Annotated in this window: 14 protein-coding genes; 9 read left to right on the forward strand and 5 right to left on the reverse strand. The window is 72.4% G+C overall.

Annotation, left to right across the window (positions count from 1 at the left end):
* A partial coding sequence (locus ACJOT3_RS13680; protein WP_406972592.1) for a tyrosine-type recombinase/integrase occupies positions 1-1,240 on the forward strand: 1,240 nt, incomplete at its 5' end.
* A 378-nt stretch (positions 1,241-1,618) separates the two neighbouring features.
* The gene (locus tag ACJOT3_RS13685) at positions 1,619-4,042 is read left to right on the forward strand and encodes a Tex family protein (RefSeq protein ID WP_406972594.1); all 2,424 of its coding nucleotides are present in this window, start codon (positions 1,619-1,621) and stop codon (positions 4,040-4,042) included.
* Between the two features lie 101 nt (positions 4,043-4,143).
* Here the strand turns inward: ACJOT3_RS13685 and ACJOT3_RS13690 are convergent, their stop codons facing one another.
* Positions 4,144-5,631, reverse strand: coding sequence for a carboxylesterase/lipase family protein (locus ACJOT3_RS13690; protein ID WP_406972596.1), 1,488 nt, complete (start codon positions 5,629-5,631; stop codon positions 4,144-4,146).
* Between the two features lie 150 nt (positions 5,632-5,781).
* On the opposite strand from ACJOT3_RS13690, the gene ACJOT3_RS13695 reads away from it, so the two are divergent.
* Entirely contained in the window at positions 5,782-6,738 is a 957-nt protein-coding gene (locus tag ACJOT3_RS13695; protein ID WP_406972598.1) for a quinone oxidoreductase family protein, read from the forward strand.
* Positions 6,739-6,874: 136 nt separating this feature from the next.
* Here ACJOT3_RS13695 and ACJOT3_RS13700 read toward each other — a convergent pair whose 3' ends face one another.
* On the reverse strand, positions 6,875-7,168 hold the full coding sequence (locus tag ACJOT3_RS13700; RefSeq protein ID WP_406972600.1) for a GNAT family N-acetyltransferase: 294 nt from the start codon (positions 7,166-7,168) through the stop codon (positions 6,875-6,877).
* 152 nt (positions 7,169-7,320) lie between these two features.
* On the opposite strand from ACJOT3_RS13700, the gene ACJOT3_RS13705 reads away from it, so the two are divergent.
* From ACJOT3_RS13705 to ACJOT3_RS13720, 4 genes are read left to right on the forward strand one after another with little or no spacing between them, the layout of a single operon-like run.
* On the forward strand, positions 7,321-8,076 hold the full coding sequence (locus tag ACJOT3_RS13705; RefSeq protein WP_406972602.1) for an SDR family oxidoreductase: 756 nt from the start codon (positions 7,321-7,323) through the stop codon (positions 8,074-8,076).
* The gene (locus tag ACJOT3_RS13710) at positions 8,076-8,861 is read left to right on the forward strand and encodes an SDR family oxidoreductase (protein ID WP_406972604.1); all 786 of its coding nucleotides are present in this window, start codon (positions 8,076-8,078) and stop codon (positions 8,859-8,861) included. Before ACJOT3_RS13705 ends, ACJOT3_RS13710 begins: the two co-directional genes overlap by 1 nt.
* A complete protein-coding gene (locus tag ACJOT3_RS13715; RefSeq protein WP_406972606.1) occupies positions 8,854-9,867 on the forward strand; it encodes a phosphotransferase family protein in 1,014 nt (337 codons plus the stop codon). The genes ACJOT3_RS13710 and ACJOT3_RS13715 overlap by 8 nt, the downstream gene beginning before the upstream one ends.
* Positions 9,868-9,870: 3 nt before the next feature.
* Positions 9,871-11,082 carry an acyl-CoA dehydrogenase family protein gene (locus tag ACJOT3_RS13720; protein ID WP_406972608.1) on the forward strand — a complete coding sequence of 404 codons (1,212 nt, stop codon included), beginning with the start codon at positions 9,871-9,873 and terminating at the stop codon, positions 11,080-11,082.
* 98 nt (positions 11,083-11,180) lie between these two features.
* Here ACJOT3_RS13720 and ACJOT3_RS13725 read toward each other — a convergent pair whose 3' ends face one another.
* The 3 genes from ACJOT3_RS13725 to ACJOT3_RS13735 all read right to left on the reverse strand — a co-directional run bounded on the left by ACJOT3_RS13725 (position 11,181) and on the right by ACJOT3_RS13735 (position 13,159).
* Complete coding sequence (locus tag ACJOT3_RS13725) at positions 11,181-11,807, reverse strand: TetR/AcrR family transcriptional regulator (protein WP_406972610.1); 627 nt, start codon at positions 11,805-11,807, stop codon at positions 11,181-11,183.
* Positions 11,808-11,916: 109 nt separating this feature from the next.
* Positions 11,917-12,648, reverse strand: coding sequence for a VOC family protein (locus tag ACJOT3_RS13730; protein ID WP_406972612.1), 732 nt, complete (start codon positions 12,646-12,648; stop codon positions 11,917-11,919).
* A 94-nt stretch (positions 12,649-12,742) separates the two neighbouring features.
* Positions 12,743-13,159, reverse strand: a complete 417-nt coding sequence (locus ACJOT3_RS13735) for a VOC family protein (RefSeq protein ID WP_406972614.1) — start codon at positions 13,157-13,159, stop codon at positions 12,743-12,745.
* An 81-nt stretch (positions 13,160-13,240) separates the two neighbouring features.
* Here ACJOT3_RS13735 and ACJOT3_RS13740 point away from each other — a divergent pair, with 81 nt between their 5' ends.
* Both ACJOT3_RS13740 and ACJOT3_RS13745 read left to right on the forward strand, forming a co-directional pair.
* The gene (locus tag ACJOT3_RS13740; RefSeq protein ID WP_406972616.1) at positions 13,241-13,882 is read left to right on the forward strand and encodes a TetR/AcrR family transcriptional regulator; all 642 of its coding nucleotides are present in this window, start codon (positions 13,241-13,243) and stop codon (positions 13,880-13,882) included.
* Positions 13,872-14,387, forward strand: a complete 516-nt coding sequence (locus ACJOT3_RS13745) for a GbsR/MarR family transcriptional regulator (protein ID WP_406972618.1) — start codon at positions 13,872-13,874, stop codon at positions 14,385-14,387. Before ACJOT3_RS13740 ends, ACJOT3_RS13745 begins: the two co-directional genes overlap by 11 nt.
* Positions 14,388-14,973 lie beyond the last annotated feature (586 nt).

Here is a 14,973-nt window from a genome sequence, read left to right on the forward strand (position 1 = left end):
CGTCTCCGCTCTTGGATCCGCCGCCATGGAAAGGAACAAAGATTCAATGACCAACGAAAATGAACCTCAAGAAAGCAAGAAGCGCCGAGGGCGTCGGGGAGAAGGAAGCATCCATTGGGATAAGGAAAAGAAGTGCTATGTCGGGTCGATCTCCTTGGGATTCGATGCCCGAGGGAAGCGCCGCCGCCCGAAAGTCTACGGGGCAACGAAGACGGAGGTTCGCAACGAACTCCGGAAACTCCGCAACGAAATCGATGCGGGAGTCAAGTCCTCCGCCCGGTACACGGTCTCAGACGCCGTTGACGACTGGCTCGGGACCTCCAAAAAAGGCCGTTCCGAGAACACGGTGGCCCAGTACCGGCAACAATTCAAGGTTCACATCAAGGATTCCATCGGCCGCCTCAAGCTTCGAGACCTTGAGCCTGAGGACGTCGAAGAATGGTTGGATGACCGGGCCGACGTACTGGCGACATCGGTCCTTCGGCGCCTTCTGTGGATTCTCCGGTCAGCGATCCAGCAAGCTCAGAAACGCGGCAAGGTCATTCGAAACGTCGCCGATCTCGTGGAAGCACCCGAAGGACAGAGCGGCCGACCCAGCAAGTCACTCACGCTCCTTGAGGCGCGAGCGCTAATCAGCGCCGCACGCGGTTACGCGCTTTACCCGTACATCGTGGTGATGCTGACGACCGGGATCCGGAATGAGGAGGCCCGAGCACTCGAATGGGACATGGTGGATCTGGAAGGGAATCCAGCAGCAAACCCTCCTGTCCCGCCGTCGATCTCTGTGTGGCGCTCTGACCGCGTCGGCGGTGACACCAAAACCCGCAAGAGCAAACGCACACTCGCCCTGGGAGAATTGGCGGTTGAAGCCCTGCGGACTCGCCGCCAGGAACAGGAGCGGCTGCGGGCAAAGGCCGGTGAGAACTGGCACGATGCAGGACTGGTGTTCTGCACTGCGTTGGGGAAGCGCTACACGCGCTTCACTACGAACAAGATGTTCTTGCCGATCCTCAAGCGCGCAGGGCTGACGAACTGGACGCTGCGGGAGTTGCGGCACAGCTTCGTTTCCCTGATGTCCGCGGACGGTGTCCCGGTCGAAGAGATCGCGCGCATCGCCGGACATGCCACGACGGTGACCACGGAGACTTACTATCGTCGGGAGCTGAGGCCCGTGCTCACCGAGGGGGCACAGCGGATGGACACGATCTTGACGAGTGAAGGGAAGGACGGAGAGGGTTAGGCACCCTCTCAGGCACCTGACACCCCTTCCTGATAGCTCTGACCTGCACGCGGTGCCGTGCCGCCAGTGCATGTGCCAGGGCTACCGCGGACCGGTCCCCCTGGACGAGTACTACGCCCCGGACCTCCTCGGCGGAGAGGGCTGACGCCGGGCCCCGCACCCCGGGCCCCGCACCCCGTCCTCCCCGCCACCGCCCCGTTCCCCGCACGCAGGCGCCGCCCCGCCCCGCGGCACGCCGCGTTCACCCGCCTTCGCCCCGCCCTGACCGGATCCGGGACCGGCGACCTGCGCCGACCGCGGGCGCGGCCGGGGTGACAATGTCCGGCCGCGCCACCAGAATGGGCCCGCACCGAACACCCGACGAGTGGACACACACCAGTGACGACCCTTGCGACACCCACGATCGACCAGCGCATCGCCGAAGAACTCGGCGTCGGAGCCCACCAGGTCAAGGCCGCCGTCGACCTCCTCGACGGCGGGTCGACCGTGCCCTTCATCGCCCGCTACCGCAAGGAGGCGACCGGCGCCCTGGACGACGCCCAGCTGCGCGCCCTGGAAGAGCGCCTGCGCTACCTGCGGGAGCTCGACGAGCGCAAGGCCGCCGTCCTGGAGTCGATCCGGTCCCAGGGCAAGCTGGACGAGGACCTGGAGCGGAGCATCCTGGAGGCCGACTCCAAGGCCCGCGTGGAGGACATCTACCTCCCCTTCAAGCCCAAGCGCCGCACCAAGGCGCAGATCGCCCGCGAGGCCGGGCTCGAACCGCTCGCACAGGCGCTGATCGGCGACCCGGGCCTGGACCCGCAGGAGACCGCCGCCCCCTACGTCGACGCCGACAAGGGCGTCGCCGACACCAAGGCCGCCCTGGACGGCGCCCGCGCCATCCTCGTGGAGCGGTTCGCCGAGGACGCCGACCTCACCGGCCTGCTGCGCGAACGCCTGTGGGAGAAGGGGCGCCTGATCTCCGCGGTGCGCGAGGGCAAGGAGGAGTCCGGCGCCAAGTTCGCCGACTACTTCGACTTCTCCGAACCCCTCACCGCCCTGCCCTCCCACCGGGTGCTGGCCATGTACCGGGGCGAGAAGGAGGAGGTCCTCACCCTCACCCTGGAGCCCGAGGACGCCCCCGCCGAGAACCCCGACGGCACCGTCCCGCGCACCTCCTACGAGAACGCCATCGCCCACCACTTCGGCATCGTGGACCGCGGCCGCCCCGCCGACCGCTGGCTCCAGGACACCGTCCGCTGGGCCTGGCGCACCCGCATCCTGGTCCGGCTCGACATCGACGTCCGGATGCGCCTGTGGCAGCGGGCCGAGGACGACGGCGTGAACGTGTTCGCCGCCAACCTGCGCGACCTGCTGCTGGCCGCCCCCGCCGGGACCCGCGCCACCCTGGGCCTGGACCCGGGCCTGCGCACCGGCGTCAAGGTCGCCGTCTGCGACCCCACCGGCAAGGTCGTCGCCACCGACACCGTCTACCCGCACGCCCCCCGCAACGACTGGGACGGCTCCATCGACCGGCTGGCCCGGCTGTGCAAGGCCCACCGGGTCGACCTGGTCGCCATCGGCAACGGCACCGCCTCCCGCGAGACCGACCGGCTGGCCGCCGACCTGCTCAAGCGCCACCCCGAGCTGTCCCTGACCAAGGTGATGGTCTCCGAGGCGGGCGCCTCGGTGTACTCGGCCTCCGCCTACGCCTCCGAGGAACTGCCCGACCTGGACGTGTCGCTGCGCGGCGCCGCCTCCATCGCCCGCCGCCTGCAGGACCCGCTGGCCGAGCTGGTCAAGATCGACCCCAAGTCGATCGGCGTCGGCCAGTACCAGCACGACCTGGCCGAGGCGAAGCTGTCGCGCTCCCTGGACGCCGTGGTCGAGGACTGCGTGAACGGTGTCGGCGTGGACGTCAACACCGCCTCCGTGCCGCTGCTGACCCGGGTGTCGGGCGTGACCTCCACCCTGGCCCGCAACATCGTCTCCCACCGCGACGCCAACGGCCCCTTCCGCAGCCGCGAGCAGCTCCGGTCGGTGCCGCGCCTGGGCCCCAAGGCGTTCGAGCAGTGCGCGGGCTTCCTGCGGGTGCCCGGCGGGGACGACCCGCTGGACGCCTCGGCCGTGCACCCCGAGGCCTACCCGGTGGTGCGCCGCATCCTGGACCGTGTGGGGACCGACCTGCCCTCGCTCATCGGTGACAAGGACGTGCTGTCCAAGGTGCGCCCGCAGGAGTTCGTGGACGAGACCTTCGGCCTGCCCACGGTCACCGACATCCTCGCCGAGCTGGACAAGCCCGGCCGCGACCCGCGTCCGGCGTTCACCACCGCCACCTTCAAGGAGGGCGTGGAGAAGCTCGGCGACCTGGAGCCGGGGATGATCCTGGAGGGCGTGGTCACCAACGTGGCGGCGTTCGGCGCGTTCGTCGACGTGGGCGTCCACCAGGACGGCCTGGTGCACGTGTCGGCCATGTCGGACAAGTTCGTGCAGGACCCGCGCGAGGTCGTCAAGCCGGGCGACATCGTCAAGGTCAGGGTGCAGGACGTAGACATCCCGCGCAAGCGGATCTCGCTGACCATGCGGCTCACCGACGACGCCCCGGCGGGCGGCGGCCGGGACCGCCGCGGGGACCGCGGCGAGCGCGGCGGCAACGGCGGCCAGGGCGACCGGCGCCGCGGCAACGGCAACGGCAACGGCAACGGCAATCGCGACCGTGGCGGCAACCGGGGCGGGGGCAGCGGCGATCGGGGCGGTCGGCAGTCCGCCGCCCCGCAGGGGGCGATGGCCGACGCGCTGCGCCGCGCCGGGCTCGGCCGCTAGGCACGACGCTCACACGCAAAGGTGCCCCGCCCCCGCAAAGGGGGCGGGGCACCGCCGTGTCCGGCCCCGGTCCGGATCGGGGCCGGACCGGGGCCGGGCGGCTACTTGGGGGCCAGGGAGACGTCCGCCCACACCGCCCGGGCCGGGGCGAGAAGCTCCGGATGCAGGACGTCGGGGGTGTTCCACTCCTTGACCACGAGGGCCGCGGGCGTCGAGACGGGCCAGCCCGGGTCGCCGGTGGCGGCGAAGTCGCGCCAGGCGGCGACCATCCGCGCCGACAGGGCGTGGTGCTCCTCCCCCGGCCCGCCCTCGAACAGGAACGCCCCGAAGTCGCCGTCCAGGTTGCCGAACGCGAACGGCAGGTCCAGGGCGTGGCAGGCGCCCAGGCGGCCGCCGAGCACGGTGCTCGGGGCGGCGAACCGGAAGAAGAACGCGCGGCCGCCGCCGCGGACGTGCGCCTCGGCGAACCGCGCGGTGTACTCGCAGAACATGGCGTCGCTCTGGATCGCGTTGAACAGCTCGCGCACCGGCGCCCCGGGCAGCGCGCCCCGGTACACCTCCAGGGCGTCCCCGCGCAGCCCCAGCCGGGACACCAGCTTGTGCAGGACCTCCTCCTCGTCGATCCGCACCTCCTGGCCCAGTTCGGTGAACAGCCGGAACTCGTGGGCGTTGTGCCCGATGAGCAGGTCGACCCCGGCGGCCCCGCCGCGGGCGATCGCTTCCAGGGGCCCCTCGGGCAACTCGGGCCCGCCGACCACGGGGGTGAAGCAGGTGAAGGGCTTGAACCCGCCGGAGGGCGAGTCGGCCAGGACCGCGTCGACCGCGTCCAGTACCTTCTCGGGCGACAGCGCGGCCAGGCTCTCGGCCTCGTAGGGGACCCCCGCGGCCGCGGCGACGCGCTCGGCGACGAGCCGGGCGGTGCCGGTGGTGATCATGTCGCCGGGCACGCTGTGGGCGACGGCGCGGCGGAACAGGCCCCGCGCGTCGGGGGCGGCCATCAGGCACACCACCGACCCGGCCCCGGCGGACTCCCCGGCGACGGTGACGTTGCCGGGGTCGCCGCCGAAGCCCTCGATGTTGTCGCGGACCCAGCGCAGGGCGGCGATCTGGTCCAGCAGGCCGCGGTTGTCGGGGCGGCCGGGGACGTGGCCGAAGCCCTCGAAGCCGACGCGGTAGTTGACGCCGACCACGACCAGGCCGCTCTCGGCGAGCCGGGTGCCGTCGTAGGAGGGCTCGGAGGAGGCGCCGACGATGTAGGCGCCGCCGTGGATCCACACCAGGACGGGGGCGCGGTCGCCGGGGCGGGCGGAGCTCCAGACGCTGAGGGTGAGGCAGTCGCCGGACATCTCGGGCGACCAGGCGGCGGCGCCGATGAGGTGGGGGCGCTGGGGTGCGGGCGGCCCGAACACGGTGCGGTCCCGGACCCCGTCCCAGGGCGCGGCGGGCGCGGGCGCGGCGAACCGGTGCTCGCCGAAGGGCGCGGCCGCGTAGGGGATGCTCCGGTGGACGGTGACGCTTCCGTCCGCGGAGCGGGGCGAGGTCGTGCCGCGGACCCGGCCGCCGGTCGTCGTCACCACGTTCTCAGTCACTGCCGCACTCTCCTCATCTTGTGGCCCACACCACACCTAACAGCGTTAGGTAACTTGGCGCAAGACCCCGGGGCCCAAGGGGCGACATCGGGGCGACTCGCGGGTAACATACCACCCGGTCGGTATGACACGGACGAACGGAGACCCGCCATGCGCGCCATTCAGATCACGGAGTTCGGCGGACCCGAGGTCCTCACCCTCACCGAGCTCCCCGACCCCGAGCCGAAACCGCACGAGCTCCTGCTGGAGGTGACCCGGGCCGGGGTCAACTACGCCGACACCCACCAGGCAGAGAACAGCTACCTGGCCCCCGCCACCCTGCCCCTGGTCCCGGGCTCGGAGGTGGCCGGGCGCACCTCCGACGGCCGCCGGATCGTCGCGCTGACCACCGGCGGCGGCTACGCGGAGAAGGCCGTGGTCGACCCGAACATGGCCTACGACATCCCCGAGGGCGTCTCCGACGAGGCCGCCCTGGCGCTCGTCGTCCAGGGCGCCACCGCCTGGGTCCTGCTGCGCAAGAGCGCCCGCATGCAGCCCGGGGAGTCCGTAGTGGTGCACGCCGCCGCGGGCGGGGTGGGCACCCTGGCCGTCCAGCTGGCCAAGCTGTTCGGGGCGGGCCGGGTGATCGCGGTGGCGAGCAGCGCCGACAAGCGCGACCTGGCCCTGGAACTGGGCGCGGACGCCGTCGTGGACTCCGCCGCCCCGGACATGACCGCGGCGCTGATCGAGGCCAACGAGGGCCGCCGGGTGGACGTCGTCCTGGACATGGTGGGCGGCCGGGTCACCGACGAGAGCGTGCGCGCCCTGGCCCCGTTCGGCCGGCTGGCCTTCTACGGCATGGCCTCGCGCGAGCTCCCCTCCCCGGTCAAGCTGCCCAACCTGATGCGCTTCTCCACGACGGTGGCCGGCATGTGGCTGCCGCACGTGTGGCTGCTGCCGGGGGACGTCATGGGCCAGGCGATGGCGGAGATGTTCACGCTGGTGGCCGACGGCGACCTGAGGACGATCACGGGCGGGGTCCACCCGCTGGCGCGGGCCCGCGAGGCGCACGAGGCGCTGCGCTCGCGGGGGACGATCGGCAAGCTCGTGATCGACCCCACCGCCTGACCCGGCGGCATCCGGATCCGTGGTGACCGAAAGCGGCACCTTGACGGCGTAGATCATGAAATGTCCGAATCGCCCGGGTGGGGGGCGCGAAAGGGAGGGGTGCCCGTGCGGTGGCGCGCGGACACCCCGGCCCCCGTCATCCCCCCGAGGCCCCGTACACCAGGTCCACGTAGTCGGGGTGGCGCTGGATCCAGCCCTTGACGAACGGGCACAGCGGGAGCACGTCCAGCTCGCGGCCGCGCACGTCGTCCAGGGCGGCGCGGACCAGCGCCCCGCCCAGCCCCCGGCCCTCGTGGCCGGGGTCGATCTCGGTGTGGGTGAAGGTGATGAGCCCGTCGGTGAGGATGTACTCGGCGAAGCCGGCCACCTCGCCGTCGACACGGATCTCGTAGCGCTTGTTCTCGGGGGCGTCGGCCACTTCGGTCGCCATGGCGGGAACCTTTCGTGTCTGGCTGCGGCGGCCCTGCGCGGACCGCAGGGGACATTGTCCCGCCCCCGCGCCCCGGGCGCCCCTTGCGGCGCGCTCGCCGTGGGCATAGAGTCCACAGCAACATACCGACCAGTCGGTCTAAGGAGAATGTGATGACTTCCCGGTTCGGCGGCCGGACCGCCATCGTCACCGGTGCCAGCCGCGGCATCGGCCTGGGCATCGCGCAACGCCTCGTCGACGAGGGCGCCCGCGTGTGCATCACCGCGCGCAAGCCCGAGCCCCTCCAGGAGGCCGTCGAGTCCCTGGGCGGCCCCGAGCACGCCATCGGCGTCGCGGGCCGCGCCGACGACCCCGAGCACCAGGACGCGGCCATCGCCGCCACCCTCGAAGCCTTCGGAAGTGTCGACCTGTTCGTCAACAACACCGGCATCAACCCGGTGTACGGGCGCATGGTCGACCTCGACCTGGACGCCGCCCGCAAGATCTTCGAGGTCAACGCCCTCTCCGCGATCTCCTGGGTCCAGAAGGCGTACAAGGCCTGGATGGCCGAGCACGGCGGCGCCATCGTCAACGTCTCCTCCATCGCCGGGATCAAACCCGCCCCCGGGATCGGCTTCTACGGCGCCACCAAGGCCATGCTCATCCACATCACCGAGGAACTCGCCGTGGAACTCGCCCCCGCGGTGCGGGTCAACGGGGTGGCCCCGGCCGTCGTCAAGACCAAGTTCGCCGCCGCCCTCTACGAGGGCCGCGAGGAGAAGGTCGCCGCCCAGTACCCCCTGAACCGCCTGGGCGTCCCCGAGGACGTCGCGGGCGCCGTCGCCTTCCTGCTCTCCGACGACGCGGCCTGGGTCACCGGGCGCACCCTGGTCCTGGACGGCGGCATCACCCTGACCGGAGGCGTGTGATGGACCTCAACGGAATCGGCGCCGTCGTCACCGGCGCCGGGAACGGCATCGGCGCCGCCCTGGCCCGCCGGCTGGCCTCCGCCGGCGCCCGGGTCGTCGTCAACGACCTCGACGCCAACGCCGCCGCGGCCGTGGCCGCCGAGATCGGCGGGGTGGCCGTCCCCGGCGACGCCGCGAGCGAGGCCGGGGTCACCTCCCTGGTCGCCGAGGCCGCGGCCCACCTGGGCGGCATCGACCTGTACGTCGCCAACGCCGGTGTGGGCGTCGGCGGCGGCCCCGAGGCCCCCGAGTCCGACTGGGACCTGGCCTGGCAGGTCAACGTGATGGCGCACGTGCGCGCCGCACGCGAACTGCTGCCCGGCTGGCTGGAGCGCGGCCGCGGCCACTTCGTCGGCACCGTGTCGGCGGCCGGGCTGCTCACCATGCTGGGCAGCGCCCCCTACTCGGTGACCAAGCACGCCGCCCTCTCCTTCGGCGAGTGGATGTCCGCGACCTACGGGGACCGCGGGGTCACCGTCCAGTGCGTGTGCCCGCTGGGCGTGCGCACCAACCTGCTGGAGGAGAGCGGGACGCAGGGCAAGGCGATCCTGGCCGGGGACGCGATCACCCCCGAGGAGGTCGCCGACGCCGTCCTGGCGGGGATGGCCGACGGCCGCTTCCTGATCCTGCCCCACCCGCAGGTCGCCGACTACTACGCGGGCCGCGCCGCCGACCCCGACCGCTGGCTGTCGGGGATGCGGCGGTTGCAGGCCAAGGTGTTCGACAACGAGGGAACGCATGAGTGAGGAACTGCCCGGGCTGGACCCGGAACGGCTGCGCGCGCACCTGGACCTGGCCGCGCCCGGGCTGGTCGGCGGGCCGCTGACCGGGCAGGTGATCACGGGCGGCAAGTCCAACCTCACCTACCTGGTCACCGACGGCACCGGCTCCTGGGTGGTGCGCCGCCCGCCGCTGGGCCACGTGCTCGCCACCGCGCACGACATGGCCCGCGAGTACCGGGTGATGACGGCGCTGCGCGACACCGCCGTCCCGGTGCCGCGCACGCACCTGCTGTGCGAGGACACCGAGGTGCTGGGCGCCCCGTTCTACGTCATGGAGTACGTGGAGGGGACCCCGATGCGCACCCGCGACCAGATCGCCCCGCTGGGCGCCGAGGGGACCCGCGCGGTCGGCGAGGCCCTCATCACCACGCTGGGCGACCTGCACGCGGTGGACCCCGCCGCGGTCGGCCTGGGCGACTTCGGACGCCCCGAGGGGTTCCTGGAACGGCAGGTGCGGCGCTGGCGCAAGCAGTTGGACGCCTCCCGCAGCCGCGACATCCCCGGTATCGACGAGCTGCACGAGAAGCTGGCCCGGACGCTGCCCGAGCAGTCGGCCCCCGCGATCGTGCACGGCGACTACCGGCTCGACAACGTGCTGGTCACCGACAAGGGCGACATCTCCGCCGTGCTGGACTGGGAGATGGCCACCCTGGGCGACCCGCTGGTGGACCTGGGCCTGATGCTCGTCTACCAGAACCGCCCCGTCGACGTCGGGGCGCCGGCCGCCACCGCCGCGGAGGGCTACCCCTCCTCCGAGGACCTGGTGGCGCTGTACGCCCGCTCCACCGGGCGGGACGTGTCCCGGCTGGGCTGGTACGTGGCCTTCGGCTGCTTCAAGCTCGCGGTGATCGCCGAGGGCATCCACTTCCGCCACACGCAGGGACTGACCGTGGGCGCCGGCTTCGACCGTATCGGCGAGGTGGTCGCCCCCCTGGTGGCCGGCGCCCACTCCATGCTCAAGGAGGACTGACCGATGGACTTCGCCTTCGACAAGGACACCGAGGAGCTGCGCGAGCGGCTGCTCGCCTTCATGGACGAGCACGTGTACCCGGCCGAGGCCGTGCTCGAAGAGCAGCTGGCCGGGCGAGAGAACCCCTGGACCACCGCGCCGGTGGTGCGAGAACTCCAGGAGAGGGCGCGCGAGCGCGGCCTGTGGAACCTCTTCCTGGCCGGGCACCCCGAACACGGCGGGCTGAGCAACCTCGCCTACGCGCCGCTGGCCGAGATCACCGGGCGCAGCCCCCGGCTGGGCCCGATCGCGCTCAACTGCGCCGCCCCCGACACCGGGAACATGGAGGTGCTGACGATGTTCGGCACCCCCGAGCAGAAGAAGCGGTGGCTGGACCCGCTGCTCAACGCCGAGATCCGCTCGGCGTTCGCGATGACCGAGCCCGCGGTGGCCTCCTCCGACGCCACCAACATCGGCACGAGCATCACCCGCGACGGCGACGAGTACGTGATCAACGGGCGCAAGTGGTTCATCACCGGCGCGCTCAACCCCGAGTGCGCGGTCTTCATCGTCATGGGCAAGACCGACCCGGACGCCGACCGGCACCGCCAGCAGAGCATGGTCCTGGTCCCCCGCGACACCCCCGGGCTGACGGTCGTGCGCGGGATGACGGTGTACGGCTACGCCGACGGCGACCACGGCGGCCACGCCGAGGTGGTGTTCGAGGACGTGCGGGTGCCCGCGGAGAACCTCGTCGGGGGTGAGGGCGAGGGGTTCGCGATCGCCCAGGCCCGGCTGGGGCCGGGCCGCATCCACCACTGCATGCGGCTGATCGGCATGGCCGAGCGGGCCCTGGAGCTGACCTGCCGCCGGGTGCTGGAGCGCACCGCGTTCGGGCGCCCGCTGGCCGCCCAGGGCGTGGTGCGCGAGTGGATCGCCGAGTCCCGGGTGGAGATCGAGCAGCTGCGGCTGCTGGTGCTCAAGACCGCGTGGCTGATGGACACGGTGGGCAACAGGGGCGCGCACACCGAGATCCAGGCGATCAAGATCGCCACCCCGCGCACGGTGGAGCGGATCCTGGACCGGGCGATCCAGGCGCACGGCGCCGCCGGGGTCAGCCAGGACCTGCCGCTGGCGGGGTGGCTGGCGGGGGCGCGCTCGCTGCGGCTGGCCGACGGGCCGGACGAGGTGCACCTGCGTTCGCTGGGCCGTGCGGAGCTGCGCAAGTACGTCTGACGGCGGGAGCGTGGGAAGGGGGCCGGGGGTACTCCCCCGGCCCCCTTTCATGCGTGCGGGTCGCTGCTCCGGGCTGTTCCTCCGGGCCGCTGTTCGGGCTACCTCCCGGGGCTCTTCTCCGGGCGCAGCCCCGCGACGAGCAGGTCGGCGAAGTGGCGGCCCACGTCCTGGCCGGTGAGCGGGCCGCCCGGGTGGTACCAGGTGCTCAGGTGGTGGACCGAGCCGAAGAAGTAGTTGACCACCAGGTCGGCGGAGACGTCGGCGCGGAAGACGCCCGCGTCCTGGCCCTCCTGGACCATGTCGCGGAAGATCTCGTGGTAGCGGCGGCGCTCGCTGCGCACCTCGCGCTGCTTCTCCTCGCTGAGCTGGTGCATGGAGCGGAAGAAGATGACGGTGTCGTCGAGGTTGGCGACGCTGGTGACGATGACGTCGGCGGCGGCCGCGTGCACGCGTTCGACGACCGGGGTGTCGAGCTGGGAGATGCGCACCAGGTGCTCGGTCTGCATGCGCAGCACCCGGGCGTAGACCTCGTACAGCAGGTCGTCCTTGGAGCCGAAGTAGTGGTACATGGCGCCCTTGGTGACCCCGGCGGCGACCACGATCTCCTGGACGGAGGTGCCCTCGTAGCCGCGTTCGGCGAACAGGCGGGTCGCGGCGTCCAACAGGCGCTCGGGCACCGATCCGCGTCCGGTCCCCGCCTCGGCCGTGCGCCGTGCCATCGCCATGCCCCGCCCCATCTCGTCGCCGCCGCCCCCGGCGGCACACCTGTTCGTACGTCCGGTCCAGCATACCGACCGGCTGGTATCAGTGCACGTGCACCGAAGGTCGCACCGATCACTCCACGCGCACGTCGACCGGGCGCCCGTCGGGGTCGGTGAACGTGTGCCGGCCCGGCTCCAGGGCCGGGTCGGTGCGGTGCGCCGGGACCGCGAACCCCAGGCGCAGGGCTCCGGTGGTGCGCTCGTCCGTGGCCGGGTACAGCTCCAGCACCAGGCCGCCGGCCAGGGTGGCCGCGTGGTGCTCGGGGCCCGAGCCGTGGCGCTCGCGCACGAACCGCAGGCCCAGGGCCTGGTAGAAGGCGCGGCACTCCTCCAGGCGCGGTGTGCGGAGGACGATCAGCGTCGCCCGGCTCTCGGCGCCCTCCAGGACGGCGCGGGCCCGCGCGTACTTGGCGCGCAGCCGCTCCGCCTGCTCGGCGGGCAGGGCGGCCAGCCGGGCCTCGTCGGAGTTGTGCGCGTTGTCGGCCAGCTTGACCAGGCGGCCCAGCGGGTCGGCGGCCGCGCGGGCGATGAGCGCGTCGTAGGTCTCGCCGGGGCGGCGGCTGACCGCCACCACGGCGCGCACGACCTCCTCGGGGCAGCCGTGGGCGCGCAGGTCGTCGGCGGTGAGGTCGGTGTCCTCCAGCACGTCGTGCAGGACCCCGGCCACCTGGGCGGACTCGCCGTGGACGGCCAGCAGGTCGCGGACCGCGTGGACGTGCTCCACATAGGGGCGGCCGACCTTGTCGACCTGCCCGGCGTGCGCCCGGGCGGCCAGCTCCGAGGCCTGCTCCAGGGTCAGGGCCATGGTGTCGCCTCCGCGGGGTGTGACGGGGGTGGGGTGACACCAGGGTAGGCGGGGCTGCGGGCCCGGCGGTCCAGAAAGCCAGTGGCCCGGCAAGTCAGCGGTCCAGGAAGTTCGCGGTGTACTCCTCGCCGGGCGGGATCTCGGTGATGACGTCCAGGAGGATCCCGTTGGGGTCGGCCACGATGAAGTGCCGCTGGCCGAACTCCTCGGTGCGGATCTCCAGCTCGGGGCGCAGGCCGCCGCGCACCACCAGGCGCTCCCACTCGGCGTCGACGTCGGCCACCTCGAAGTTCAGCAGGATCCCGCGGGCGGGCTCGCGGAAGCCCTCGGGGACGGTGGGGTGGGTGGGGTCCAGCAGGGCCAGCTCGACGTCGGGCGGGCCGGGGCGGCGCAGGCTGACGTACCAGTCGGCGGCGAAGGTCTCCTCGAAGCCGAACCAGGTGACGTAGAAGTCGCGGGACTCGGGGAGGCGGGTGGTGCCCAGGACCGGATAGAAGGAGCTCAGCTTCATGACTCTTCCTTTCACATACCATCGGTATGCGAACTAGACTATTCGCGTACCGTCGGTATGTCAACGATCGGAGGACACTTCATGCCCGAGGCCACCGGGGTCCGTGCCCGGCAGCGCGAACAGACCCGCCGCACCCTGCTGCGCGAGGGCCGCCGCCTGTTCGCCGAACACGGCTACGCGGACGTGAGCCTCAGCGGGATCGTCGCCGCGGCCGAGGTGACCAAGGGCGCGCTCTACCACCACTTCGACGGCAAGCCCGCGCTGTTCCGGGCCGTCCTGGACGAGGTCCAGGAGGAGGTGGCCGCCGCCGTCGCGGCCACCGCCGACGCCGAGCCCGACCCGTGGGACCGGCTCACCGCCGGCTGCCGGGCCTTCCTCACCGCCGCGACCGCCCCCGGCGTCCGCCGGATCATGCTGGTCGACGGCCCGGCCGTACTGGGCTGGAGCGCCTGGCGGGAGATGGACGAGGCGAACTCCGCCCGCCACCTCACCGAGGCGTTGGCCGACCTGGTGGCGTCGGGCGTCCTGCCGCCCCGGCCGGTCGAACCCGCGGCGCACCTGCTCTCCGGGGCGATGAACGAGGCCGCGCTGTGGCTGGCCGACCGCCCGGGCACGGGCGACCTGGACGCCGTGTGGGCGTCGCTGGAGCCCATGCTGGAGTCGCTGCGCGCGGACCGCGGGCCGGGCCGAGGCCCCGGCCGAGAGCCCGCCGATGACCGATAAGGTCGTGGCCATGTCGGAAGAGCGGGAGAACCGGGCGGAACAGGGGTTCCGGGACGATTTCATCCAACGCTTCGCGGAGCACTGGCACGCCCAGGGCGGGCCGCGCTCCGAGGGGCGCATCCTGGGCTACCTGCTGGTGGCCGACGACGAGGCGGTCAGCGCCGAGCAGATCGCCGAGGGGGCCGGGGTGAGCCGCGGCTCGGTGTCGGAGGCGGTGCGCCGGCTGCGCAAGGCCGGGTTCGTGGACCTGGTCGAGACCCCCGGCGAGCGCACCCGGCGCGTGACCGTGGACGAGGACGTCTGGGGCGGGTTCCTGCGCAACGAACGCACCTACCTCCAGCGGCAGAAGGCGCTGGCGGCCGACGCCCTGGACCGCCTGCCGGGGCTCAAGCCCCACGCCCGCACCCGGCTGCGCAACATGCACGACTACATGACCTGGCTGGACGACCACCACGACGCGCTCCTCGCCCAGTGGGAGGAGTTCAAGGCCGCCCGCCAGGAGTAGGCGGATGCCCCCGCCTCTCGCATGCTCCCCACACCCGGATACCCGCCCCATCCACATACCGCGAGCATTCGGATACCCCGAACATTCGAATGACGACGCCACCCGGATGAGCGCGGCATCCAGGCAGTGCGGCCACCGACGCCTCCGCTTCCGGTGGACCCATGGCCGCGGGTGTGCCGCCGAGCAGGCACCGCTCACAAGCGGGCGTCCGGTCCGAATGCCGATGCCATCCGAATGGGTGCGGCATCCGACCGACGCCGCCGCCGGGCCCCCCGCGTCCGGTGGGCCCCGGCCGAAGAAGTGCCGCCGGGGGCGGCACCGCTCAAGGCCCGGCCGGACAACCGGATGACGCCGACACCCGAATGGGCACGACATCCAGGCGGCATCGCCGACGGCCCGCTTCCGGCGGGCGTACGGCCGGGCGTCCGGGTGGCGCCTCCGTCCGGACAGCCACGGCATCCGGCGGACGATGCCGACGGCGGCCCGCCTCCGATCAACCTGGGGCCGGGCGCTCAGGTGGTGCCGCCATCCGGATGGCGCGGGTATCCCCGTGGTGCCGCCATCCGGATGGCGCGGGTATCCCCGT

The organism is Nocardiopsis protaetiae (assembly GCF_045446735.1).
Lineage (GTDB): Bacteria > Actinomycetota > Actinomycetes > Streptosporangiales > Streptosporangiaceae > Nocardiopsis > Nocardiopsis protaetiae.